Genomic DNA, 25459 nt, shown 5'->3' with positions numbered 1-25459 from the left:
TAGAGGCTGCGGATGACAGGCGTATGGCTTGTGTGTGACGGCATCAGCCCTGCGCTCTCCGCCGCGCCCAGAAACCTGTGGATAAAAATGTGGATAAGTTCAATGGTCGTCAGCGCAACCGGGCCGGCGACAGTCTTTCGGGCAGCACGCCCTGGGCCTGCAGGTGCGCGTCGAGCGCTTCGCCGAGCAACAGGTTGCGCGCCAGCAGTCCGGCCGCATAAGCGGTCTGTATGCCATAGCCGCCCTGTGCGGCCAGCCAGAAAAAGCCGGGCTGGCCCGCTGCGGGCGGCGCGTCCCAGCCGATGACCAGCTCGCCGTCGGCAACGAACGAGCGCAGGCCGGCCCAGGTATGCGTGGGCCGGCGGATCTGCAGCGTGGTGTTTTCCTCGATGTGGAAAATTCCCGTGGCCACGTCGATTTCCTCGGGCACCACGTCGTGCGGGGTGGTCGGATCGGCGTTGGCCGGCGAGCCCAGCAGCTGGCCCGCATCGGGCTTGAAGTAGAAGCTGTCATCGACGCCCATGACGGCGGGCCAGTGGCGCGTTTCCACGCCCTCGGGCGGCGCAAACGTGAACGCGCTGCGGCGCTTGGGCACCAGGCCCAGCGGCGCCACGCCGGCCAGGGCCGCAAGCGCATCGGCCCAGGCGCCCGCGGCATTGACCACCTGGCGCGCCGCGATCCGGCTGCCATCGGCCAGATCGATCTGCCAGCAGGCGTTGGCCGCATCGCGGGTCAGCGAGACCACTTCGGCGCCGCAGCGCAGTTGCGCGCCCTCTGAACCAGCCGTTCTCAGTCGCATCCCACGTAAAAAGGCCTGGTGCAGGCCATGCACGTCGATATCGCGTGCGTTCTCGTCGAGAAAGCCGCAGGCGATGACTTCGGCGCGCAGACTGGGCACGAGCGCCAGCAACTGCGCCTGGTCGAGCCGGCGCACGGCCTGCGAATGCCGCCGCGCTTCGGCATAGGCAGCATCGAGCTGCGCGCGCTGGTCGGCGCGCGCCACGTAAAGCGCTCCGCGCGGGCCCAGCACCGGCTCGGGCATGAAGTCCGCGGGCGGCGCGGTGTAGAACGCGCGGCTGGCGCGCGTCAGCGCCTGGACCTGGGGCGGCCCGTAGTGCTCGAGAAACAAGGCCGCTGAGCGGCCCGTGGAGTGGTAGCCCGGCTGGGTTTCGCGCTCGAGCACCAGCACCGAAGCGCGCCCGGCGAGCTGCCAGGCCACGGATGCGCCCGCAATGCCGGCGCCGACGACGACAAAATCAACAGCAGACATCGCAATTTCCTCACTGGAAAAAACCGGCCGGGCCGCTATGGTTGCCTGCGGCGCCCCGCTCGCCTGTCAGCGCGCAGGCACAAGCCAAGCCAGCGGGGGCCGGATCAGCCCAGATATCGCCGCAAATAATGCCCCGTATGGCTGCCCTCGTGCGCGGCAAGCTGCTCGGGCGTGCCCGTGGCGACCACGTTGCCGCCGCCGGCGCCGCCTTCGGGGCCCATGTCGATCAGCCAGTCGGCGGTCTTGATCACATCGAGATTGTGCTCGATGACGACAATGGTGTTGCCCGCGTCGCGCAACTGGTGCAGCACCTTGAGCAGCAGGGCTATGTCGGCGAAATGCAGCCCCGTGGTCGGCTCGTCGAGGATGTAGAGCGTGCGCCCGGTGTCGCGCTTGCTCAGCTCCTGCGCGAGCTTGACGCGCTGCGCCTCGCCGCCCGACAGCGTGGTCGCGCTCTGGCCCAGGCGGATGTACGACAGGCCCACGGCCAGCAGCGTCTGCAGCTTGCGCGCGATGCTGGGCACGTCCTGGAAGAACGCATGCGCGTCCTCGACGGTCATCTGCAGGATCTGCGCGACGTTCCTGCCCTTCCACAGCACTTCCAGGGTTTCGCGGTTGTAGCGCTGGCCGTGGCAGATGTCGCAGGGCACGTAGACGTCGGGCAGGAAGTGCATCTCGACCTTGACCACGCCGTCGCCCTGGCAGGCTTCGCAGCGGCCCCCGGCGACGTTGAAGCTGAAGCGCCCCGGGCCGTAGCCGCGTTCCTTGGCGGTCGACGTCTCGGCCATCAGGTCGCGGATAGGCGTGAACAGGCCGGTATAGGTCGCGGGATTGCTGCGCGGCGTGCGCCCGATCGGCGACTGGTCGACATTGATGACCTTGTCGAAATACTCCATGCCCACGACTTCGTCGTGCGGCGCGGGCTCGTCGCTGGCGCGATAGAGCTGGCGCGCGACTTCGGCGTACAGCGTGTCGTTGACCAGCGTGCTCTTGCCCGAGCCCGAGACGCCGGTCACGCAGGTGAACAGGCCCACGGGGAATTCCACCGTGACGTTCTTCAGGTTGTGGCCGCGCGCGCCGACCACGGTGATCGCCTGCAGCGCGCCCTGGCGCGCAATATGCTCGGCCTGGCGCTCGGCGCGGCGCAGCGCCGCGGCCGAGACCGGAAAGCGCGACTTGGCCGGCGCGGCTGCAGGTTCGGCGGACTTGACCACCGGCAGCCAGGGCGTGCGCCGCGCGGGCACGGCAATCGACTGCGTGCCCGCGAGATAGCGCCCGGTGGGTGAATCGGGGTTGGCGCGCACCTGCTCGAACGTGCCCTGGGCCATCACGCGCCCGCCGTGCAGGCCCGCGCCCGGGCCCATGTCGATGATCTGGTCGGCGGCGCGCATCATGTCCTCGTCGTGCTCGACGACGATCACGCTGTTGCCGATGTTGCGCAGGTGCTGCAGCGTCGCGATCAGCCTGTCGTTGTCGCGCTGGTGCAGGCCGATGCTGGGCTCGTCGAGCACGTACATCACGCCCGTGAGGCCGCTGCCGATCTGGCTGGCCAGGCGTATGCGCTGGGCCTCGCCGCCCGACAGCGTCTCGGCGCTGCGGTCCAGGCTCAGGTAGCTCAGGCCCACGTCGTTGAGGAACATCAGCCGCGAAGTGATTTCGCGCACCACCTTGTCGGCAATGTCGGCCTTGGCGCCCTGCAGCTTGAGCTGGGCGAACCAGGCGTGGGCCTCGGCCAGCGTTGCGCGGCTGACCTCGTAGATCGCGCGCTGCTGCTCGCCGTCACCTATGCGCACCCAGCGCGCTTCGCGCCGCAGCCGCGTACCTTCGCAGTCGGGGCAGCAGCGCGTGCTGCGCAGGCGCGCGAGGTCGTCGCGCACCACGCTGGAATCGGTCTCGCGGTAGCGCCGCGTGATGTTGGGAATGATGCCTTCGAACGGGTGGTGCTTGATCAGTGGCTGGGTCTTGTTCTTGCCGCTGTCGGTGAAGTAGGCAAAGGCAATGGCTTCCTCGCCCGAGCCCCAGAGCACGGCCTGGCGCACATGCTCGGGCAGCTCCTCGAAAGGCGCCTCGATGTCCGCGCCGTAATGCGCGGCCACGCTTTCGAGCATGGTGAAGTAATAGGCATTGCGCCGGTCCCAGCCCTTGATCGCGCCGCTGGCCAGGCTCAGCGACGGAAACGCCACGACGCGCTCGGGGTCGAAGGTCTCGCTCTGGCCCAGGCCGTCGCAGGTCGGGCAGGCGCCCTGGGGCGAATTGAACGAGAACAGCCGCGGCTCGAGTTCAGGCAGCGAATAGCTGCAGATGGGGCAGGCGAACTTGGCGCTGAACCAGTGCTCGACGCCGGTGTCCATTTCCAGCGCGACCACGCGCCCGCCGGCCTCGCCGCCGCCCGCGCGCAGCGCGGCTTCAAAGCTTTCCGCCAGGCGCTGCATCGCGTCGGGGCGCACCTTGAGGCGGTCGATGACCACGTCGATCGAGTGCTTCTCGTTCTTGTGCAGCTGCGGCAGCGACTCGACTTCATGAATCTGGCCGTCGATGCGAAAGCGCACATAGCCCTGGGCCTGCAGCTGCGCGAACAGTTCGGTGAACTCGCCTTTCTTGTCGCGCGCCAGCGGGCCGAGCACCATCAGCTTGGTGTCCTCGGGCAGCGCCAGCGCCGCATCGACCATCTGGCTGATGGTCTGCGACTGCAGCGGCAACTGGTGGTCGGGGCAATAGGGCGTGCCGGCGCGCGCATAGAGCAGGCGCAGGTAGTCGTTGATCTCGGTGACCGTGCCCACGGTGGAGCGCGGGTTGTGGCTGGTGGCCTTCTGCTCGATGCTGATCGCCGGCGACAGGCCTTCGATCAGGTCCACATCGGGCTTGTCGAGCCGGCCCAGGAACTGGCGCGCGTAGGCCGACAGGCTTTCGACATAGCGCCGCTGCCCCTCGGCATAGAGCGTGTCGAACGCCAGGCTGGACTTGCCCGAGCCCGACAGGCCCGTGATCACCACCAGCTGGTTGCGCGGAATATCGAGATCGATATTCTTCAGGTTGTGCGTGCGCGCTCCGCGGATGCTGATGCGCGACTGTGCCAGGGCGTGGCCCAGATAGCGGCCGGAATCTGCGGCGTTTACCTGCTCGAAAGAGGGATGAGTGGGGTCGTTCACGGGCGCAGGCGCTCCATGCGGGGAAACCTAGCATGATAGTGGGGCAGGCCCCGAAAATGCGGCGGCCTGGCAGATCACGGACAATCGAGGTTGTTATTGCGCAGCCCGCGCGTGGAATTTCCCCTGCGCGCCACGCCCGCCCCCTTCCAATCACTTGCATTTTTGCGCGTGCCACAAACGACCACCTCCCTTTCGGCTGCCTCAACCGCCCCTGCCCAGGACTCGTCCACCATGACGCCGCTCGAGCGCCGCGCGAGTGGCGGCCTGGCGCTGATCTTCGCCCTGCGCATGCTCGGGCTGTTCCTGGTCCTGCCGGTCTTCGCCCTCGAAGCGCGCAAATACCCGGGCGGCGACGACCCGGCGATGGTCGGCCTGGCGATGGGCCTTTACGGCCTGACCCAGGCGCTGTTCCAGTTGCCGCTGGGCCTGGCTTCGGACCGCTTCGGGCGCAAGCGCGTGATCGTGCTGGGCCTGCTGGTGTTTGCCGCCGGCAGCCTGCTCGCGGCGCTGGCCGATTCGCTGACCGGCCTGATGGTCGGCCGCGCCCTGCAGGGCGCGGGCGCGGTCTCGGCCGCCGTCACCGCGCTGCTCGCCGACCAGACGCGCGACGCCGTGCGCACCAAGGCCATGGCCATCATCGGCGGCTCCATCGGCCTGATGTTCGCGCTGGCGCTGGTCGCCGGCCCCATGCTCGCCGCCTGGGCCGGCCTGTCGGGCGTGTTCGCGCTGACCTTTGCGCTGGCGCTGGCCGGCGTTGCCGTGGTGCTGTGGGTCGTTCCGCCCGAGCCGCTCAAGCACAAGGACGCGCCGCGCGGCCGCCTGCTCGAACTGCTGCGCCACCCCGATCTGCTGCGCCTGAACCTGGGCGTGTTCGTGCTGCACACCGTGCAGATGGCGATGTGGGTCGCCGTGCCCGCGCTGCTGCTACAGGCCGGTCTGCCGAAGGGCGTGCACTGGCATATCTACCTGCCCGCCGTGCTGCTGTCGTTCATCGCCATGGGCGGCATGTTCTCGCTAGAGCGCAAGGGCAAGCTGCGCATGGCGCTGCTGGGCGCGATCGCGCTGGTGCTGGTCGTCCAGCTGGGCCTGGGCGCCGTGGCCGCGAGCGCCAGCACGCCTTCGCTGTGGCTCATGGGCCTGCTGATGCTGGTGTTCTTCTGCGGCTTCAATATTCTCGAAGCCAGCCAGCCCAGCCTGGTGTCGCGCATGGCGCCCACGCCGCTGCGCGGCGCGGCGCTGGGCACCTACAACACCCTGCAGTCGCTGGGCCTGTTCGCGGGCGGCGCGATCGGCGGCGCGATCGCCAAATGGGCCGGCATGCCGGGCCTGTTCGCGGTCACCGCCGTGCTCACCGCCCTCTGGCTGCTCGTGACCTGGCCGCTGAAGCCGGTGGGCAAGACCGGCACCGGCCACTGAGGCATCGCGCCACGCCCATGCCAATATCACGGGTTTGCCCGTAGTCTTGGGCAAACGGATATGCTCCCGTCTGCGGCGTCTCCGAGGGGGACGCCGCAATCCAAGCATCTGGCACGGGCCCCCTCATCTACTGGCCCGCGCTATCCATTTTTCGAGGTTATTCATGGCATCCGTCAACAAAGTCATCATCGTCGGCAATCTGGGCCGCGATCCTGAAATGCGCGCCTTCCCCAGTGGTGACCAGGTGGCCAACGTGACCATCGCCACCACCGACCGCTGGCGCGACAAGAACACCGGCGAAAACAAGGAAGCGACCGAATGGCACCGCGTGGTGTTCAACGGCCGCCTCGCCGAAATCGTCGGCCAGTACCTGCGCAAGGGTTCGCAGGTCTATGTCGAAGGTTCGCTGCGCACCCGCAAGTGGACCGACCAGGCCACGGGCCAGGAACGCTACGCGACCGAAATCCGCGCCGACACCATGCAGATGCTGGGCAGCCGCCAGGGCATGGGCGGTGGCGGCCAGCAAGGCGGCGGCTACGGCGACGACAGCGGCTACGGTGACAGCAATGCCGGCAATGGCGGCGGCAACAACGGCGGTGGCTACGAAGCCGCGCCACGCCGCCCCGCGCCCGCACCCCGCGCCGCAGCACCCGCACCGCGCATGGCGCCTCCCGCGCCCGCACCGATGGCCCCAGCGCCCCAGCGCGCGGCTTCGGGCTTTGACGATATGGATGACGACATCCCGTTCTGATCCGAAAGCAGAAATCTTCTGCCGGCAAAGGCCTGCATCTCCCTGGGATGCAGGCCTTTTTCTTTGCCGCGACCCGGCTTTCCGTTCTGGCGGTTGCATAGGGACGGCCGATGCACGAGGCCGCCCTCCTACCTGGACGCGCTCCAAAAGAAAGACCGGGCGGCAAGCACCCCGGCCCTTGCCTGGCGCGAACTCGATCGCGTTCAGCTGCGCATGGCGTCAACCTGACTGTCAGGTTGACGCGCAAGGACCACGGCGTCCAGCGTCTGCCGTATGCCTTGCGCATAAGGCGTCTTGCGCACAGGCCCTATCAGCCGCTGCAGCGCCGAGTCGTCCATGATCAGCGGGTCGGTCATCAGGTAGTGCATCTCCACCATTTCGCGCATGAACGGGTTGAACAGGCCGATCAGGCGCAGCATCGCCTTGCCCGCCACGCGCAGCTTGACCTTCGCACCGGTCTGGCGCCCCATCTCGGCCACCAGTTCACGCTGCGTCGTGACACCCGCGCCGGCGAGGTTCCAGATCTTTCCGAACGCGGCGGGAGTGTCGGCCAACCTGGCAACCACCGGGCCGACATCCGGCACGAAGACGAATTCGTGCGGGCGGTCGATAGGCCCGACCATGTCCGCCCTGCCGCCGTTGACGGCAGCCAGCGCCGCGCGGTGCAGCAGGCTGGCCTCGACGCCGGGACCGTAGAAGTCCGGCAGGCGCAGCACGGTCGCGTTGATCCGGCCGGCGGCATGCGCCTGCATCAGCAGATCCTCCTGCGCCTTGCGCATGCGCCCCTTGAAGGTGTGCGGTTCGCGCGGGTGATCCTCACGCACCGGCTGGGTTCTTGCCATGCCGTAGGGGTACACGGTACCGATCAGGATGATGTTCTTCACCCCGGCAGCGATCGCACCGGCAAGCGCCTTGCGCATCAGCTCGGGGTGCAGCTCGAACTGCCAGTAGTTCACGCCGACCATGTAGATCAGCGTCTCGATACCCGTGGCCGCGGCCTGCACGCAGGCCGGCGAGTCGGGGTTCCAGGTGACGATCTCGGCGAGCGGGTCCGCGCCGAAGGCCTGGCGCAGGCGCGCCTGCGTGCGCCCCACCACGCGATAGGCCTGGCCTTGGCCGCTGAACGCGGCGGCGATGCTTTGACCGAGGGCGCCGGTCGCGCCGAACAGGGCTACCGTGGGCATGAGGGCTCTCCTGCGGTGGGGCGGGGCGAAAGACCGCTGCCGCGATCGATGTCTGGGTGGTTCATGGTCGGCTCCGTGGATTCCTGTGCGCCTTTGCGGCGGGGTGACTGCAGTTTGCAGAATCGACGGGCAAATGAGAATTACCTAGAATCGGATTGGATCTATAAATAAATGCATACCATGACTGCGCCTGAGCCGAACTGGGAGTGGTACCGAACCTTCCTGAAGGTCCTGGAGACAGGCTCGCTGTCGGCGGCCGGGCGCGCGATGGGCCTGACACAGCCGACCGTCGGGCGCCACATCGACAGCCTGGAGACTGCGTTGGCGCTCAAGCTCTTCACGCGCTCGTTCGATGGCTTCGCCCCGACGGATGCGGCGCTCGAGCTGCAGCCCTATGCCGCTGGAATTGCCACGACCGCGGCGGCGCTTCGCAGGGTGGCCAGCAGCCACGGATCAGGCGTCCGCGGAACGGTGCGTTTGACGGCCAGCGAGATCATCGGCGTCGAGGTGCTGCCGCCTATCCTCGCCGCGCTGCGCGCCGAGCATCCCGAGCTGGTCATCGAGCTGGTGCTATCGAACAAGGTGGACAACCTCCTGCACCGCGAGGCGGACATCGCGGTGCGCGGGCTCAGGCCGACCCAGGAAGCCCTGGTCGCCCAACGCGTAGGCGGCATCGAACTGGGGTTGCACGCGCACCAGCGCTATCTGGCGGCCCACGGCACGCCCGCATCCATGGAAGCGCTGACCGGCCACGCGCTCATTGGCTTCGATCACGAGAGCGCGTACATCCGGAAGTTCCAGGCCCGGTTCCCTACGTTGACACGGGCCGCGCTGGCGTTTCGCGCCGACAGCGACCTGGCCCAACTGGGCGCCATCCGGGCGGGCTTCGGCATTGGCGTGTGCCAGGCGGCACTCGCGGCGAAGGACAAGACGCTGGTCCGCGTATTGCCGACCGAGTTTTCGCTGACGATGGACACCTGGGTGGCCATGCACGAGGACCTGCGCGCGAGCCCGCGCTGCGCGGCGACCTTCGCGGCGCTCGCGGCGGGGCTGAGCGCGTACATACAACACCGATAAAGCCGCATTTCCTGTTGGACGCCTGCCCCGCGCCGCTTGCCTGGCGCAAGGACGGTTCCCAGCCTGATGCGGTTTCTTACAACCTGCGGCGGCCGGCCATGCCAGCATGGGCGTCCCTTTGCAAAGGAGACTGCCCGTGAAATACGTTGATGGATTCGTGGTCGCCGTACCGGCCGCCAACAAGCAGCAGTATCTTGAGGTCGCCACCCGCGCCGCCCAGGTCTTCAAGGACTATGGCGCCACGCGCGTCGTCGAATGCTGGGGCGACGATGTGCCGGACGGCAAGCTGACCGACTTTCGCGGTGCGGTGAAAGCCGAGGACGGCGAGATCGTGGTCTTCTCCTGGATCGAATACCCGTCGCGCGAAGTGCGCGACCGGGTCAACCAGGAAGCCATGAAGGACCCGCGCCTGGCAGGCATGGAAACGCAGATGCCGTTTGACGGCAAGCGCATGATCTTTGGCGGTTTCGTTCCCCTGCTTGACGACTGAGCCGCGCGCCGCCTGCGGCGTCAGCCGGCCCGCACGCGATGCATGTCGGGCACCGCCGCAATCAGTCCGCGCGTGTACGCATGCCCGGGCGCGGTCAGCACGCGCTGCGCATCGCCCGCCTCTACGAGCCGCCCCTGCTGCATCACCCCGACTTCGCTGCACATAAAGCGCACCACGGCCAGGTTGTGGCTGATCAGCAGGTAGGTCAGGCCGAACTCGTCCTGCAGGTCCTTCATGAGGTTGAGCACCTGGGCCTGCACGGACACGTCTAGCGATGACGTGGGCTCGTCGCAGACGATGAATTCGGGGCGGCTCACCAGCGCGCGCGCAATCGCGATGCGCTGGCGCTGGCCGCCCGAAAACTGGTGCGGATAGCGGCGCAGGTCATCGGGCGACAGCCGCACGCGGCGCAGCGCTTCCTGGACTTTGTGCGCGGTCTCGTCGGGCCCGCTGCTCAATCCCAGCACTTCGAGCGGTTCCGCAATGATTCGGCCCACGCGCCAGCGCGGATTGAGGCTGGCATACGGGTCCTGGAAGATCATCTGGAAGCGCCGGCGCAGCGTCGCGGCCGATGCCGGGTCGGCCCAGCGGTCCTTGCCGTCGATCACGATGCTGCCCGCGGTCGGCCGGGTCAAGCCGGCAATCATGCGCGCCACCGTGGACTTGCCCGAGCCCGACTCGCCGACCAGGCCGAAGCTGCTGCCGCGCGCAATCGTGAAGCTCACATCCTGCACAGCATGCAGCACGCGCCTGGGCTGGCGTGCAATGGTGCGCGCCAGCCAGCTGCCCGAGAGATCGAAATCGCGCGACAGGCCGCTGATCTGCACCAGCGCCGGCCCCTCGGCCTGCGCCCTGGCCACGGGCGCGGCGCCCTGCGGCAGGGCTTGGGCGACCGGCGCGCCGATCTCGGGCACGGGCAGCCGGTGCGTGGGTGCGCTCAGCGAAGGAATCGCGGCCATCAGCGCGCGCGTATAGGGCGCCGCCGGCGCATCGAGCACCTGGCGCACGGCGCCGGTCTCCAGCACCCGGCCCTGGTACATGACCATCACGCGGTCGGCGGCCTCGGCGATCACGCCCATGTCGTGCGTGATCAGCATCGCGGCCGTGCCGTGCTCCTTGCAGACCCGGCGCAGCACGCGAATCACCTGGGCCTGGACCGAGACGTCGAGTGCCGTGGTCGGCTCGTCGGCGATCAGCAGCGCGGGCTCGGCGCACAGCGCCAGCGCAATCGCCACGCGCTGGCGCATGCCGCCCGAGAACTGGTGCGGGAACTGGCCCAGCCGGCCCGCAGGGTCGGCAATCTCGACTTCGGCCAGCAGATCGATCGCGCGCTGGCGCGCCTGGCGCTCGCTCAGCGGCAGATGCTGGCGTATGGTCTCGACCAGGTGCTGGCCAATGGTGAGCACCGGGTTGAGGCTGGTCAGCGGATCCTGGAACACCATGGCGATGTGCTTGCCGCGCAGCCGGCGCAGGTCTTCACCGTGCAGCGTGTCTATGCGCTCGTCGCGCAGAAAGATCCGGCCGCTGCTCAGGCGCCCGGGCGGGGCAATCAGCCCGATGACGGCGTTGCCCGTCATCGACTTGCCCGCGCCCGACTCGCCGACCACGCCCAGGATTTCACCGGGACGTATCTCGAACGACACGTCCTCCAGCACCGTGACCGGGCCGCGGTGGGTATCGAAAGTCACGCCCAGGTTCTGCACGCGCAGCACGGGTTCCCGCAGCAGGCTCTCGGCGGAGGTTTTCATGAAAGCGTCGCGGGCGGTCATTGCAGTTTGGGGTTGAGCGCGTCGCGAAGCCAGTCGCCGACCAGGTTGACGGAAAGTGCGAGGGCCAGCAGCACCAGGCCGGGGAACAGCAAGATCCACCATTCACCGGAAAACAAAAAGCCCTGGCCCACGCGGATCAGCGTTCCGAGCGAAGGCTGGGTCGGCGGCAGGCCGACACCCAGATACGACAGCGTCGACTCGGCGACAATGGCCAGCGCGAAGCTGATGGTCGCGATCACCAGCACGGGCGCGAGCAGGTTGGGCAGGATGTGGCGCACCAGAATACCCGCGCGCGAGCGGCCTATGACCTGCGCGGCCAGCACATAGTCCTTGTGCTTCTCGACCATGACGGCGCCGCGCACGGTGCGTGCGTACTGCACCCACTCGGACAGACCGATCGCCAGGATGATCACGTACAGCGCCATGTCGTCGCGGTAGCTCTCGGGCAGGATGCCGCGCGCAATGCCGAACACCAGCAGCGCGACCAGCAGCACCGGGAACGTGAGCTGCACGTCGGCGATGCGCATCACCAGCGTGTCGAACCAGCCGCCGGTATAGCCCGCGATCAGGCCCAGCGGCACGCCAATCGCCAGCGACAGCGCGACGGACGCACCGCCGACGAACAGCGACATGCGCAGGCCGTAGAGAATCGCCGAGAACACGTCGCGGCCCTGCTCGTCGGAGCCCAGCGGATAGGTGGCGCCGGAGATGCCGGCCTGGCCTGGCGCGGTGAACGCGTCGAGCAGCTCGAGCCCTGCGGGATCGAAGGGATTTTGCAGCGCCAGCCAGGGCGTCAGCAGCGCCGCGCCGCCCAGCAGCAGCAGCACGACCACGGCGGCCTGCACCGTGATCGAGGCCGCGAGCGCGCGCACCACGGCGGAGTCCGACTGGCGCAGCCGCCACCAGGGGAAATGCGCCGGCGCAGGCGTAATGGAAGGGGGTGTTTCAGCCATGTCGTTGGTGTTCTCTGGAATTCGGTCTCAGGCGCGGCGCAGCCGCGGGTCGACCAGCAGATAGGCGCCGTCGACAAGGAAGTTGATGACGATGTACAGCGCGGCGATCAGCATCAGATAGGCGGCGATCACGGGCACATCGACGGCCTGTATCGAGGTGATGAACAGCAGCCCCACGCCCGGCCACTGGAAGACGGTTTCGGTCACGATGGCAAACGCGATCAGCGAGCCGATCTGCAGGCCGGTGATCGTGACCACGGGAATCAGCGTGTTGCGCAGCGCATGGCCGTAATGGATGCGCTTTTCGGGCAGGCCGCGCGCACGCGCAAAGCGCACATAGTCGGTGCGCAGCGCTTCGAGCATCTCGGCGCGCACCAGGCGCATGATCAGCGTGAGCTTGAACATCGCCAGCGTGCACACCGGCAGCACCAGCGACGCCCAGCCCGAGGCCGTGAGAAAGCCCGTGGTCCAGCCGCCGATCTGCACCGTGTCGCCCCGGCCGAACGAGGGCAGCCACTGCAGCTCGACGGCAAAGACGTAGATCAGGCCTATGCCGATCAGGAAGGTCGGCAGCGACACGCCGACCAGTGACACCGTCATCAGCGCGCGGCTCAGCAACGTGTCGCGGCGGATCGCGGTGTAGACCCCGAGAATCACGCCGCCGCTGACGGCCAGCAGCGCCGCGATCAGCGCCAGCTCGAGCGTCGCGGGCAGGCGCTCGGCGATGACATCGACGACCGGGCGCTTGAGCCGGTAGGAAACGCCGAACTCGCCTTGCAGCACATTGCCCATGTAGCGCAGGTACTGCACGGCCACGGGCTGATCGAAGCCCAGCTCGGCAATCACCGCCTCGCGGTCGGCCAGCGAGGCGTCCTCGCCCAGCAGGCTGATCGTCGGGTCGCCGATATGGCGAAAGACCAGGAAGGAAATGAAGGACACGGCCAGCAGCACCAGCACGGACTGGCCCAGGCGACGCGCAAACAATAGGGGCATGCAGGCTTCTCTCGGGTTCTTGCAAAGGAAATGCGAGCGCACAGGGGCATGGAGCCCCTGTGCGCGACAGGTGCCGCGGCTGGCGCGGCGCGGATCACTTCGCGGCAGCGACCGAGGTGTCGACAGGCAGCTGGAACAGCTTGAAGTACGGCGTGTTCGACGGGTTCACCGGAATGTCGAACTTGCGCTTCATCGCATAGGTCTGGATCTGGTCGTGCAGCGGCAGATAGATCAGCTCCTTTTGCACCGTGGTCCAGATGGTCTTGATCGTCGCATCGCGCTTCTTGCTGTCGCCTTCCGACGCGAGCGAGACGATCTGGCGATCGATCTCGTCGTTGCTGTAGCGCGTGGCATTGGTCGCGCCGCGCGCGTTCTTGCCGCGCGTGTGCACCAGGTAGTCGAAGACATAGGCCGAGTCATAGGTCGGCACGCCCCAGCCGTAGAGGTAGAAGTCGGTGTCCTGGCTGTTGATCGCGGCCGTCTGTATCGCCAGCGGTCGCGACACCACGGTGGTCTTCACACCGGCGCGGCCCAGGAAGCCGGCCACGGCCTGGCAGATGGCTTCGTCGTTGAGATAACGGTCGTTGGTGCAATGCAGCGTGATGCCGAAACCGTTGGGGTAGCCGGCGTCGGCCAGCAGCTTCTTCGCCTGGGCCACGTCGGCCTTGCCAACCGCGCCAAAGGCTTTCTCGTAGCCATGCACGAACGGCGGCGCGATGATGTTGGTCGGCACCGACAGGCCGCGCATCACGGCTTTCTGGATCGCGCTGCGGTCGATGGCCAGCTGGAAGGCCTGGCGCACGCGCACATCGGCCAGCGGGTTCCTGTCCTTGACGTCCGAATAGGTCAGCGGCGCCGCGCCCACGTTCAGGCCCAGGAAGATGGTGCGGTTTTCCGCGGCCTGGTTGACGCGCAGCTTGGGGTCGGCGTGCAGGCGGGCGATGTCCTGGATGGGCAGGTCCTGCACGAAGTCGACTTCGCCCGAGAGCAGCGCGGCCACGCGGGTCGCGGGCGCCTTGATCGGCAGGTAGATCAGCTCATCGATCTGCAGCGGGAACAGCCCGCGCCCCCAGTAGCCGGGGAACTGCTTGAGCACGGTGCGCGCATCGGGCTCGCGCGACACCAGGGTGTAGGGGCCCGTGCCGTTGACATTGCGCGTCGCGTAGGTCTCTTCCTTGGCCGTGGGCTTTTGCGGCGTTTCCACGCCGTGCTTTTTGGCCCAGGCCGCGCTCAGGATCTGGATATTGATCAGGTTGTCGGGCAGCAGCGGCGTCGTGCCCGAAGTCTTGATGTGCACGGTGAACGGGTCGACCTTCACCACGTCGGTGATGGACACCAGCAGCGAGCGCATGTCGGACGACGGCGAGCGCGCGCGCTGCAGCGAGAACAGCACGTCGTCGGCGGTGAACAGGCTGCCGTCATGGAACTTCACTCCCTTGCGCAGCCTGAATTCCCAGACCGAGGGGTCGCTGGTCAGTGCCCAGGACGTGGCCAGCGTGGGCTGGAGCTTGCCGTCGGCGGTGCGGATGATCAGCGGCTCATAGACCTGGTGCAGCAGGTTGTGGTTGGGGCCATTGTTGAGCGCGTGCGGATCGAGCGTCGATGCGTCCGTGGAGCGCGCCCAGCGCAGCGTTTCGGCCTGTGCCGAAGCAGCGCCCATCAAGGCCGCCAGCAGAACGCAGGCCATGGCGCTGGCGCGAAAAGGGGCGCAGAAACGGGGGGAAAGGAGTCGTTGGTTCATGGGGCGAAAGCGCTGGAAGCGGTGCGAAAGACAGACGTGCGGTGCACGCGGTGAGCAGCCGATTCTCGGCAGCCCCCGGCGCGCGCACAACGCATGAATCCGCATAACCAAATGCGCTTTCTCGCCCGGAAAAACGCCGTGGCTAGCGCGGCGCGAAGCGCTCGGACAGCAGGCTGAACAGCGCGCGCAGACCCTGGGCTTCGCCGCCCTTGGGGCGCCCCGGGCGGCCCTCCTGATTCCAGGCGTAGAGGTCCAGATGCAGCCAGGAAACATGGGCCGGCACGAAGTCCTCGAGGAACAGCGCCGCGGTGATCGCGCCCGCCAGCGGCGTGTTCGCGGCATTCATCGTGTCGGCGCTGTCGGATTGGAGCAGCCGGCGGTACGGTGCCCACAGCGGCATGCGCCACAGCGGGTCGTGGGCGCGCCGGGCATGGGCCAGCAGATCGGCGGCCCAGCCCTCGTGGTTGCTGAACAGCGCGGGCAGTTCGGGGCCCAGCGCCACGCGCGCCGCGCCCGTGAGCGTCGCCAGGTCGATGACCAGCGCGGGCGCCCGGGCGGGATCTTCAGCGCCATGCTGCAAGGCATGGTGCAGCGCATCGGCCAGCACCAGCCGGCCTTCGGCATCGGTGTTCTCGATTTCAATCAGGCGGCCGTTGCCCGCGCGAAGGATGTCGCCGGGTCGCAGCGCCAGCGGCCCGACGCCGTTCTCCACCGCGGGCACCAGCAGCGTCAGATGCACGCGCAGCCCCGCCTGCATGATCAGCCCGGCCAGCGCGATCGCATGCGCCGCGCCGCCCATGTCCTTCTTCATCCAGCGCATGCCTGCCGGGGGCTTGAGATCAAGCCCGCCGGTGTCGAAGCACACACCCTTGCCGACCAGCACGATGCGCGGCGCCGCGGGGTCCCCCCATTCCAGCTTCGCCACGCGCGGCGCTTCGGCGCCCGAGCGGCCGACCGCGTGCACCAGCGCGAAACCCGCGGCGGGCAGCGCCTCGCCGACCCACTCGCTGTACTTCGCGCCGTGGTCTGTGGCAAGGGTCTGCACGGCCGCCGCGAGGGCTTGCGGCCCCAGCTGGTTCGCCGGCAGGTTCACCAGGCTGCGCACCTGCGCAATCGCTGCTGCCAGGCGCGCGATCGCCTGCGCTTCATCTTTGCTCACGCGCAACTGCGCTGCCTGCCGGCCGGGCGCCAGCGCCCCCAGCGCCCAGCCAAGCTGGCGAAAGGCGTCGCGCTCGGCGTCGGCCTCACCCTCGTGCGTCGCCACGGCATATACGCCCGCGGGCAGCAGTGGCGGCAGCCCGGCCAGTTGCCACAGAGGCTCGTTTGGATCGATGCCCACGAGCACGCCCGCGAGCGCGCCGTTGGCGCCCGGCAGCAGCAGAACGCGGCCCGGTTGCGCATCGAAGCCCGTCGACGCTATCCATTGCCGCTGCAGCGGCGCCAGGCTGCCGAGCAAGGCCGGCAACTGCGTGGACGAGCTCAGGTGCAGGGGCGTTGCCGGCGCAGGTGGCAAGGCAAAGGCGTAGGCGAGGGGCTCACTGGCGCTCATGCGCCACTCCCGTACAGGCGAATGCGCGGGTGAAGGCCGGGGCGGGAAGGCAGACAGCAGTGGATCATGGTCAGGGCAACGCGAAAGAGCCGGCCAAGGTAGCGGCTTTGCCCCGCCTCTCCAAGCCGGATTTCCAACTAAGCATATGCAGCGCATCGCCGCCATGCCTGGAACCCGCGCCCGCAGACTGTTACCAACGTCCACAGGCGTATTTTCTTTCACCGGGGGCTGCCATGGAGTTTTCATCTTTTCTGCAGGAAATCGGTGCCGCCACCCGGCTCGATACCAGCGCCGCCACAGACGCCGGCGGCTGCACCATTGTGTTCAGCGAGACCATGGAAGTCACATTCGAGCACGATGCCCGGACCCGGATGGTGCAGGTGTTTGCCCCGGTCATTGCGGTCGGCCAATGGCCGACCGAGCTGCGCGCGCGCATGCTGGCCAGCGTGCTGCAGCTGCATCTGTTTGGCATGGGCACGGACGGCAGCTATTTCGGCTTCGACCCCGAATCCGAGCGCATCGTTTTCTTCCGCAGCATCGCGCTGGCCGAACTCACGCCGGCGCAGGCGGTGCAGGCCGTCGAATCCTTCGTCAACCAGCTTGACCGCTGGCAGGCGCATCTGGTGCGCGCCGCCACGGCGCCAGGTGATGCGGCCAACCAGGCAGCGCAGTCGCGCGAACTGCCGATGCAGCGCGCCTAGCGACGAGGGTACGACAAATGCAGATCGGCACCGGGGTCAAGGCTCTGACTTTCGCGGCTCTGAACCGCTTCGATACCCTGAACTCGGTGGTCGACCGCATGACCGGCGGCAGAATCAACCGCGACACCCTCGCGCACAAGGTGCTGCGCGACGCCTTGCACATGGGCCTGGAGATGCACCTGGGGGACCGCAGCGCGACCCTGGTGCCGCTGGTCAGCAAGTTGGTGTTCGACAACAGCGCGCAGGAGATATCCGTGTCCATCAGGACTCTCGCGCGCGAACTGGTCCCGCTCGACACCGACTACGGCTCGGGCATGGTGGCGAGCGCCAAGCGCCTGGGTGCGGCCGGCGCGGGTTTCGGCGCCGCAGGGCTGGCGGAGCTGCTGGCCAGCACCGCCATGGAAACCCAGTTCAGCGAGAAGCTGCTGGCGACCATGCTCAAGCAGCATTCCTTTCAGACGCTGCAAGCCTATATGGAAAGTTCGCTGGCGGGCATGCCGTTCAAGGGCTTCGCGAGCAACCTGGCCAAGAACGTGCTGCAGCGGGCCGTGGTCGACCAAGCCGGGCTGGACCAGAGCGAGCGTCCCGTGTATCGTCTGCTGGCCGGTCTGGGCAATGCCTTCCTCAGCGACGGCAATTACCAGCGGCCGCTGGGCGACTATTTCACGCAGGCGGCCACAGCGGCGCCGCTCAATGCGCTGGAAGCCACACTGCTGGGCGCGGGGCAGACCGCCATCGACGTAGCCAGCACCACGTTCGACACCATTGAAATCCTGGCGCATGGCTATTCGGACGCCAAGAACCACCTGGCCAGCGGGGAGTACATGCAGGGCGGCCTCCAGGCCGCCACTGCGATGACCCGCGCGGCGATCAATGCGGCCACGGGCGTTGCGACCACCGCAGTGCCCACGGTGGCCAGGACCGCGGCGACGCTGAGCGGCATCACTGTCAGGGCGGCCGTCGGCACCGTGGTGTTCACCGCACCCACGGTCCAGGCCGGCGCCACCAGCCTCTACCAGGGCGCGCTGTCCGAGGCCGGCCGCATCTACCATGCCGCCGCGGGCCTGCCCGCCTACAAAGACGCCTCGGAGGTCTACAGCCAGGCCATCGACCAGGCCGCTCAGGACGATAAACTGCCGGCACTGCCCGCGCCGGACGCACGCACCAGCGACAGCCAATGGGTCGACGCCCTGGTCAAGCAGCAAAGCGCCGTCCAGTTCGCGCAGCCGGACACGCCGCTGACCCGTGCGCAGCATGCGGACGAAGTGGATCAGGCGTTCGAAAAGGGGCGGATCGACTCCGACCGTCGCCATGCGCTGCTCGATCTCGCGGACAGGTTCTCTCCCGAACAGCTGGCCCCGCTGGGGACGTTCAGCGCCACCCACCAGGTCGCACACAACACCGTTTCCGGCAACCTGGCGCGCCTGGCGTCGCAAAGCCGGGCCGGTCTGCCCCTTGCGCAGCACACATCCCTGGCCACGGCGCAGGCGCTGGAGCCTTCTGCGCCCAAGCCCGCCGACAAGGCCGGCTACCAGCTTGCCGACACCTACGCGCCGCATGTAGGCAAGCTGGCGCTGGACTTCCCCGAAGGCGTCTACAGCTATGCCGATGCCGGCAGGGACAACCTGCAGGGCGCCGGCAACCTCTGGTGGGGCGAGAACATCACCCTTGCAGAACGCGCAGAGCTGCGCAAGCTCTACAACACCTGTAGCGGCAATGAGCCGCAGATGCTCGCGGTCAGCCGCTACCTTGACCCGGAAATCGCCCACCAGGCGCTGTCCGCACCGGTACTGTCCGAACTAGATCCCCAAGGCACCGGGCGGCTGCAGCTGCGCCAGCCGGAGCCCGCAGGCCTGCAACTGCAATTGGCCGACAGCACGCCCCGATACCGCTACCAGCTGCGCCGCGAGGGCGAGAACGTGCAGGTGACGGTCAGCGCCACCTGGGACATCGCGCAGTACGGCGCCGATGCGCAGCAGCTGCGCCGCCCTCAAGGCGCGCAGGCCAGCCAGCTCAGCGCGTCGGTCACCATCACCGTGCCTGCGACCGGCCCGGCATCCCATTCGGCGCCCTCGTTGCAATGCGCGATACGCAACGAAGTCCAGTTCACGGCCCATGGCCAGCTCGAGACCCTCGCCACGCCGGCGTGACCGCGCGCGGGCGTTGCCGCGCTTTTGTCCACAAGAACCGCCACCATGAGCACACATCTTTCCCTACCGACCAACGCCGCGCTGACGCTGAGCAGCTCGCGCATCGCCAAGCTGATGGACGGCGACGCCAAGGAGGCCACCAAACTCGGTTACCTTGACAGCTTTCTCGACCTGTTCCGGTCCAACAGCAAGGAAGCCGCACTCAAGCACCTGCATGAGATGCTGCATGACGGCGGCACAAGCAACTTCGCCCGCTTCAACATGTTGTCGGAGTTGGCCGCTCCCGGCAACAAGGCACTCTTCACGCTGAGCATCACCGACCACTCCGGCGATCCAGACCATTACATGGTGGAGTACAGCATCAACGGCCAGCCGATCAAGACAGATACCATCGATGCACAGGAGAGGGAGTTGATCCTCTTGCTCATGGGCAAGCCCCTGGACACCGCACTGCTGCAGGAGCAGGTTGCCACCATTGACCAATATCGGCTCAAAACCGAGGAGGCCGTGGCAAAAGTGGTGGACGAAAATTTCAAGGGCGGCGGCGTCAACAAGAAGTTCGATGCCGGCAGTGGCCTGCTGCGCGCCGACACCAAGACCGGCGAAGAGGACTTCGAGCGCGAGCTGGCGCTGGCGGAATATGCCAAGGACAGGCCCGAACTGGCCAGCTATATCTCGACGCAAAAGAAGGTCACCGACCTCAGCACCCTGCACCCCGACCTCAGCAAGGACCACACCTATGCCTTGGTCGACATCTATGACCCGAAACATGTCGCCAGCACGGAAATGGACAACTGCATCGCCACGCTGTCACGCGGGCAGGCCGGCAGCCTGCTGCCGCAACTCGTGGACATGACCCGGGTGCTCTACAAGAACCAGGTCGCGCACCGCGATCTGCACATGCACAACCTGGTGGTGCACAAGATCGCCGAAACCGGCAGCGTGCACCTCAAGGCGATTGATTTCGGCCGCCTGGCCATGGGCGAGGATTTCGAGGCCAGGAAGTTCGAGGACATCGACTACCTGTTCGACAAGCAGGGCGCCACGCTGCTCGAAACCATTGGCCGCAACTATCTGGCGCCCGCAGGCTCCGAAGTCGACAAGAAGCACTACCCCATCCACAAGCTGTGCGAGCAATTCAACGAACGCGGCATCGATCTGGACCCTGTGCTATCGGGCATAGGCGAGCGACTCAAGCACGATCTGACGCATGCGGGCGCGGACGAGGTGCTGGTGGACAGGGCTTTTCACAAGGCCTCGCAGGAGTTGCAGCTGTGCTTTGCCCAGTTGCAAGCCGACAACCAGGGAATCCAGTTTGCCTAGGCTCAAGCGCCTGCAGGCACTGAATACGGGGCCACGGCGGAGATCATGCCCCCGCCCAGGCAGACATCGCCGTCATACAGCACGGCCGACTGGCCCGGCGTGACCGCCCATTGCGGCTCGGGAAAATCCAGGCGGAAGGTGTCGCCCACGGCCTGGCTGATCACAGCCGGCGAATCGGGCTGGCGGTAGCGCGTCTTGGAGCCATAGAGGCCGGGCGCCGGCGGCTCGCCCGCGACCCAGCTGGCGTTGTCGGCATCGAGCTGCGGCGACAGCAGCCAGGGGTGGTCGTGGCCCTGCACCACGCGCAGCACGTTGCGGTCGAGCTCCTTGCGCGCGACAAACCAGGGGTGGTGCTCGCCGCCGCCGCGCTGCGCGCCTTTTTCCTTGATGCCGCCGATTCCCAGGCCCTGGCGCTGGCCCAGCGTGTAGAACGACAGGCCCTGATGGCGGCCCAGCTTGCGGTCGCGGTCGTCGAGGATCCAGCCCGGTTCCTTGTTGATGTAGCGGTTGAGAAAATCACGGAACGGCCGCTCGCCGATGAAGCAGATGCCGGTCGAGTCCTTCTTCTTGGCGTTGGGCAGGCCGATTTCCTCGGCGATGCGCCGCACTTCGGTCTTGTGCAGCTCGCCCACGGGAAACAGCGTCTTCGACAGCTGGGCCTGGTTCAGGCGGTGCAGGAAATAGCTCTGGTCCTTGGCCGGGTCCAGCCCCTTGAGCAGCTCGAAGCGCTGCGTCTGCGGGTTCTGGCGCACGCGCGCGTAGTGGCCCGTGGCGATCTTCTCGGCGCCCAGGCGCATCGCGTGGTCGAGAAAGGCCTTGAACTTGATTTCGGCATTGCACAGCACGTCGGGATTGGGCGTGCGGCCCGCCTGGTACTCGCGCAGGAACTCGGCGAACACCCGGTCCTTGTACTCGGCCGCGAAGTTTACATGCTCGATCTCTATGCCGATCACGTCGGCCACGGCCGCGGCGTCGACGAAGTCGACGTTGGACGAACAGAATTCGCTGTCGTCGTCATCTTCCCAGTTCTTCATGAAGATGCCGACCACGTCATGGCCTTGCTGCTTGAGCAAATAGGCGGTCACCGCCGAATCCACGCCGCCTGAAAGGCCCACCACCACCCGATGCTTTGTCATAGGTGTGCGATTATCCCAGCCACCCGCCCAGAACGGGTGTGGTGGGGACAAATACAGGACAAGCAATGGAATTGCGGCAGCTGCGCTACTTTGTGCGCATTGTGGAAATGGGCTCTATGAGCCGCGCGGCGCGCGAACTCGACGTCGTGCAGTCAGCGCTGAGCCAGCAGATCACGCGGCTCGAGAGCGAGCTTGCCGTGCGCCTGCTGCAGCGCACGCCGCGCGGCGTGGTGCCCACCGAAGCCGGCGTGGCGTTCTTTCGCGAAGCCCAGCTCGCGCTGCGCCACGCCGACCAGGCCGTGCGCAGCGCCCAGCAGTCGCGGCTGTCGGGCTCGGTCAGCCTGGGCCTGGCGCCGACCACGGCCACCATTCTCGCGCTGCCGCTGATGCAGGCCATGCGCAGGCGCTACCCCGATGTGCGGCTGCACATGGTGGAAAGCATGTCGGGCCATCTGGCCGAAATGCTCAATGCGCGTGCGCTCGACATGGCGGTGCTGTTCGACGCGCGCCTGCACGGCGGGCAGGCCGGCCAGGCGCGTCCCGGCGGCAGGCGCTGGCAGGTGCACCCGCTGATCGAGGAGCGGCTGTTCCTGATACGCTCGCGCCGCCACCCGCAGGTCGGCGTTCTGCCCGCGTCCATGGCGCTGGCCGATCTCGCGCTCGAGCCCTTGATACTGCCCACGGGCCAGCACGGCCTGCGCAGCACGCTGGATACGGCGTTTGCACAGGCGCGTTTCACGCCGCATGTGGTGCTGGAAGTCGACTCGCTGTCCATGGTCATGGCGGCCGTGGACGCGGGCCTGGGTTCGTCGCTGCAGCCCTGGGCGGCAATGGGCCGCTTCGAGGACGCGGCCCAGCGCTTCGAATCGGCGCTGATCACCGACAAGGACGCGCAGCGCACCAACTTGCTGTGCAGCCTGTCCGAAGACGAGCTGTCTCCGGCCGCGCTGGCCGCGCGCGTGGTGCTGGTCGACTGCGTGCGCGAGCTGGTGCAGTCGGGCGCCTGGAGCGGCACCTCGCCTATCCATCACGATAACTGATACCCCCATGCACTGAGCCCCCTGCACCGGGGCCGGGTTGATTCCTACAGTTGAGCTCCCCACGAGAGAGACTGCAAGGAGAATTCCCATGGACACCGATGTTCTGGTCATCGGTGGTGGCAACGCTGCCCTTTGCGCCGCCCTGATGGCGCGCGAAGCAGGTGCGCGCGTGCTGCTGCTGGAGTCCGCACCCCGCGAATGGCGCGGCGGCAACTCCGCCCACACGCGCAACCTGCGCTGCATGCACGACGCGCCGCAGGACGTGCTCGTCGAAGCCTACCCCGAGGAAGAGTTCTGGCAGGACCTGCTCAAGGTCACGGGCGGAATCACCGACGAACACCTCGCGCGCCTGGTGATACGCGCCTCGTCCACCTGCCGCGACTGGATGCGCCGCCACGGCGTGCACTTCCAGCCGCCGCTGTCGGGCGCGCTGCACGTCGCGCGCACCAATGCCTTCTTCATGGGCGGCGGCAAGGCCCTGGTCAACGCCTACTTCCGCAGCGCCGAGGCGCTGGGCGTGGAAATCCGCTACGAAGCGCCCGTGGACAGGCTCGAGATCGACAACGGCCGCTTTGTCGCCGCCTGGTGCCACGGCCAGCGCATCACCGCCAAAAGCTGCGTGCTCGCGGCCGGCGGCTTCGAATCCAACCGCGAATGGCTGCGCGAGGCCTGGGGCCAGAACGCGCGCGGCGAATGGCCTTCGGACAACTTCCTGATACGCGGCACGGCCTACAACAAGGGCGTGCTGCTGCGCCACATGCTCGACGCGCACCAGGCCGACCGCATAGGCGACCCGACGCAGGCCCACATGGTGGCCATCGACGCGCGCGCGCCGCTGTACGACGGCGGCATCTGCACGCGCATCGACTGCGTCTCGCTGGGCGTGGTGGTCAACCGTGACGCCGAACGCTTCTACGACGAAGGCGAGGATTTCTGGCCCAAGCGCTATGCGATCTGGGGCCGGCTCGTGGCCCAGCAGCCGGGCCAGGTCGCGTACTCGATCATCGACGCCAAGGCCATAGGCCGCTTCATGCCGCCGGTGTTCCCCGGCATCACGGCCAACAGCCTGCCCGAGCTCGCCGAGAAGCTGGGCCTGGACGCCGCGACCTTCACGCGCACGCTGGACGCCTACAACGCGGCCTGCCGCGTAGGCCGGTTCGACCATACGGCGCTCGACGACTGCCACACCGAAGGCCTTGCGCCCGCCAAGACCCACTGGGCCCGGCCCATAGACACCGCACCGTTCTACGGCTATGCGCTGCGCCCGGGCGTGACCTTCACCTATCTGGGCCTCAAGGTCGACGACACCGCGGCCGTGCGCTTCGCGGGCCAGGCCAGCGCCAACCTGTTCGTCGCCGGCGAAATGATGGCCGGCAACGTGCTGGGCAAGGGCTACACGGCGGGCGTGGGCATGTCCATAGGCACGGCCTTCGGCCGCATCGCCGGGCGCAACGCGGCCCTGGCCGCACAAGGTCTGCCAGCCGTCGCTGGCGCCGTCAACGACTAGGAACCGCCCCATGCAAACCCTGCAATCCCTGACCGAAGACGCCAAGGCGCTGGCCAACGGCCTGCCCGTCCATACCGCCAAATCGAGCGCCAAGGTGATTCCCATTCTTGCGCTCTCGCCCGAAGACGAAGTCGCGCGCGCACTGCAGATCTGCAATGCCTGCCGCTACTGCGAAGGCTTTTGCGCGGTGTTCCCGGCGATGACGCGCCGGCTCGAATTCGGCAGCGCCGACGTGCACTATCTGGCCAACCTGTGCCACAACTGCGGCGCCTGCCTGCACGCCTGCCAGTACGCGCCGCCGCACGAGTTCGCCGTCAACATCCCCAAGGCCATGGCCGAAGTGCGCGGCAAGACCTATGCGGACTACGCCTGGCCGAGCGCGCTGGGCAGCCTCTACCAGCGCAACGGCCTGACGCTGTCGCTGGCCCTGGTCGCGGCGCTGACGCTGTTCCTGGTGCTGGCCGTGGTGCTGCAGGGCAACGGCCTGGCCGCGCTCTGGGGGGCCGATCTGGGCGGCAACTTCTACCGCCTGTTCCCGCACAACCTGCTGGTGGGCATGTTCGCGCCGGTGTTCCTGTTCGTGGTGTTCGCGCTGTCCATGGGCGTGCGCCGCTTCTGGAAGGAGATCAAGCCCGCGACCAGCGGCGTCGACGTCGGCAGTTCGGCCGCCGCCGAAGCCACGTCGGACGTGCTGCGCCTCAAATACCTCGACGGCGGCCATGGCCAGGGCTGCAACAACGAGGACGACGCCTACACCCTGCAGCGCCGCCGCTGCCACCACCTGACCTTCTACGGCTTCATGCTGTGCTTTGCCGCAACCAGCCTGGCCACGGTCTACCACTATGTATTCGGCTGGGCCGCGCCCTACGACCTGCCCAGCCTGCCCAAGGTCCTCGGTGCCGTGGGCGGCGTGGGCCTGATGCTGGGCACGGCCGGCCTGTGGCGGCTGAACTTCAAGCGCCATCCGCAGCATGGCGACGCCCGGCAGAAACCCATGGACCTGGGCTTCATCGCCTTGCTGTTCGTGGTCAGCGCCAGCGGACTGGCGCTGTGGCTGGGACGCGGCACGCCCGCGCTGGCGCTGCTGCTGTGCCTGCACCTGGGCGCGGTGATGGCGCTGTTCGCCACGCTGCCCTACGGCAAGTTCGCGCACGGCGTGTTCCGCACCGCCGCGCTGCTGCGCCACAACACCGAAAAACGCCAGCCCAACCCCATAGGACTGGGCGCGGACTGACGCACCGGCCCTTCGGGGCCACCCCT

General features: G+C 67.6%; 18 protein-coding genes and 2 pseudogenes. 10 read left to right on the top strand and 10 right to left on the bottom strand.

Translation table 11 applies throughout. The features are described from left to right. Positions 1 to 109 precede the first annotated feature (109 nt). From GVL12_RS14655 to uvrA, 3 genes and pseudogenes are all read right to left on the bottom strand, one after another. Positions 110 to 1270 (bottom strand): FAD-binding oxidoreductase, encoded by a 1161-nt coding sequence (locus GVL12_RS14655; RefSeq protein ID WP_159915248.1) that lies wholly within the window; start codon positions 1268 to 1270, stop codon positions 110 to 112. A gap of 104 nt (positions 1271 to 1374) precedes the next feature. Continuing rightward, positions 1375 to 2367, bottom strand: a pseudogene (locus GVL12_RS26905) (excinuclease ABC subunit UvrA); the annotation flags it as partial. Positions 2368 to 2499: 132 nt separating this feature from the next. Further along, a pseudogene (gene uvrA, locus GVL12_RS26900) lies at positions 2500 to 4347 on the bottom strand (excinuclease ABC subunit UvrA); the annotation flags it as partial. A gap of 303 nt (positions 4348 to 4650) precedes the next feature. Here uvrA and GVL12_RS14645 point away from each other — a divergent pair. Both GVL12_RS14645 and ssb read left to right on the top strand, forming a co-directional pair. Continuing rightward, complete coding sequence (locus GVL12_RS14645; protein WP_159915244.1) at positions 4651 to 5835, top strand: MFS transporter; 1185 nt, start codon at positions 4651 to 4653, stop codon at positions 5833 to 5835. A 163-nt stretch (positions 5836 to 5998) separates the two neighbouring features. Next, a complete protein-coding gene (ssb, locus tag GVL12_RS14640; protein WP_159915242.1) occupies positions 5999 to 6586 on the top strand; it encodes a single-stranded DNA-binding protein in 588 nt (195 codons plus the stop codon). 203 nt (positions 6587 to 6789) lie between these two features. On the opposite strand, the gene GVL12_RS14635 is transcribed toward ssb, so the two are convergent. Continuing rightward, complete coding sequence (locus GVL12_RS14635) at positions 6790 to 7770, bottom strand: NAD-dependent epimerase/dehydratase family protein (protein ID WP_159915240.1); 981 nt, start codon at positions 7768 to 7770, stop codon at positions 6790 to 6792. 180 nt (positions 7771 to 7950) lie between these two features. Between GVL12_RS14635 and GVL12_RS14630 the strand changes: the two genes are divergently transcribed. Further along, positions 7951 to 8847 (top strand): LysR family transcriptional regulator, encoded by an 897-nt coding sequence (locus GVL12_RS14630; protein WP_159915238.1) that lies wholly within the window; start codon positions 7951 to 7953, stop codon positions 8845 to 8847. 136 nt (positions 8848 to 8983) lie between these two features. Further along, a complete protein-coding gene (locus tag GVL12_RS14625) occupies positions 8984 to 9337 on the top strand; it encodes a DUF1428 domain-containing protein (protein WP_159915236.1) in 354 nt (117 codons plus the stop codon). A 20-nt stretch (positions 9338 to 9357) separates the two neighbouring features. Here GVL12_RS14625 and GVL12_RS14620 read toward each other — a convergent pair whose 3' ends face one another. The 5 genes from GVL12_RS14620 to GVL12_RS14600 form a co-directional block, all read right to left on the bottom strand. Next, the gene (locus GVL12_RS14620) at positions 9358 to 11085 is read right to left on the bottom strand and encodes an ABC transporter ATP-binding protein (RefSeq protein WP_159915234.1); all 1728 of its coding nucleotides are present in this window, start codon (positions 11083 to 11085) and stop codon (positions 9358 to 9360) included. Positions 11086 to 11102: 17 nt separating this feature from the next. Further along, positions 11103 to 12059, bottom strand: a complete 957-nt coding sequence (locus tag GVL12_RS14615; RefSeq protein ID WP_159915232.1) for an ABC transporter permease — start codon at positions 12057 to 12059, stop codon at positions 11103 to 11105. A gap of 27 nt (positions 12060 to 12086) precedes the next feature. Continuing rightward, positions 12087 to 13052: an ABC transporter permease gene (locus tag GVL12_RS14610; RefSeq protein ID WP_159915230.1), complete on the bottom strand. Its 966-nt coding sequence runs from the start codon at positions 13050 to 13052 to the stop codon at positions 12087 to 12089. A gap of 94 nt (positions 13053 to 13146) precedes the next feature. Beyond that, positions 13147 to 14793, bottom strand: coding sequence for an ABC transporter substrate-binding protein (locus tag GVL12_RS14605; RefSeq protein WP_159915228.1), 1647 nt, complete (start codon positions 14791 to 14793; stop codon positions 13147 to 13149). Between the two features lie 142 nt (positions 14794 to 14935). Further along, positions 14936 to 16342: a M17 family metallopeptidase gene (locus GVL12_RS14600; RefSeq protein WP_159915226.1), complete on the bottom strand. Its 1407-nt coding sequence runs from the start codon at positions 16340 to 16342 to the stop codon at positions 14936 to 14938. Between the two features lie 233 nt (positions 16343 to 16575). Here GVL12_RS14600 and GVL12_RS14595 point away from each other — a divergent pair, with 233 nt between their 5' ends. Genes GVL12_RS14595 through GVL12_RS14585 form a run of 3 tightly spaced genes read left to right on the top strand, consistent with a single transcriptional unit; the run spans position 16576 to position 20516 of the window. Continuing rightward, positions 16576 to 17043 carry a type III secretion system chaperone gene (locus GVL12_RS14595; RefSeq protein ID WP_159915224.1) on the top strand — a complete coding sequence of 156 codons (468 nt, stop codon included), beginning with the start codon at positions 16576 to 16578 and terminating at the stop codon, positions 17041 to 17043. A gap of 17 nt (positions 17044 to 17060) precedes the next feature. After that, positions 17061 to 19193, top strand: coding sequence for a hypothetical protein (locus GVL12_RS14590; RefSeq protein ID WP_159915222.1), 2133 nt, complete (start codon positions 17061 to 17063; stop codon positions 19191 to 19193). A gap of 45 nt (positions 19194 to 19238) precedes the next feature. Further along, positions 19239 to 20516: a hypothetical protein gene (locus GVL12_RS14585; RefSeq protein WP_159915220.1), complete on the top strand. Its 1278-nt coding sequence runs from the start codon at positions 19239 to 19241 to the stop codon at positions 20514 to 20516. 2 nt (positions 20517 to 20518) lie between these two features. Here GVL12_RS14585 and mnmA read toward each other — a convergent pair whose 3' ends face one another. Then, positions 20519 to 21652: a tRNA 2-thiouridine(34) synthase MnmA gene (gene mnmA, locus GVL12_RS14580; protein ID WP_159915218.1), complete on the bottom strand. Its 1134-nt coding sequence runs from the start codon at positions 21650 to 21652 to the stop codon at positions 20519 to 20521. Between the two features lie 65 nt (positions 21653 to 21717). On the opposite strand from mnmA, the gene GVL12_RS14575 reads away from it, so the two are divergent. The 3 genes from GVL12_RS14575 to tcuB all read left to right on the top strand — a co-directional run bounded on the left by GVL12_RS14575 (position 21718) and on the right by tcuB (position 25433). Beyond that, positions 21718 to 22692 carry a LysR substrate-binding domain-containing protein gene (locus GVL12_RS14575; RefSeq protein ID WP_159915216.1) on the top strand — a complete coding sequence of 325 codons (975 nt, stop codon included), beginning with the start codon at positions 21718 to 21720 and terminating at the stop codon, positions 22690 to 22692. 88 nt (positions 22693 to 22780) lie between these two features. Then, positions 22781 to 24199 (top strand): FAD-dependent tricarballylate dehydrogenase TcuA, encoded by a 1419-nt coding sequence (tcuA, locus tag GVL12_RS14570; protein WP_159915214.1) that lies wholly within the window; start codon positions 22781 to 22783, stop codon positions 24197 to 24199. 10 nt (positions 24200 to 24209) lie between these two features. Next, positions 24210 to 25433: a tricarballylate utilization 4Fe-4S protein TcuB gene (gene tcuB / locus GVL12_RS14565; RefSeq protein WP_159915212.1), complete on the top strand. Its 1224-nt coding sequence runs from the start codon at positions 24210 to 24212 to the stop codon at positions 25431 to 25433. The last annotated feature ends 26 nt before the right edge of the window (positions 25434 to 25459 follow it).

Source organism: Pantoea sp. 18069 (assembly GCF_902706035.1).
Lineage (GTDB): Bacteria > Pseudomonadota > Gammaproteobacteria > Burkholderiales > Burkholderiaceae_C > Comamonas.
The sequence above is the reverse complement of the archived record's forward strand: the minus strand, read 5'-3'. Positions and strand labels throughout refer to the sequence as shown.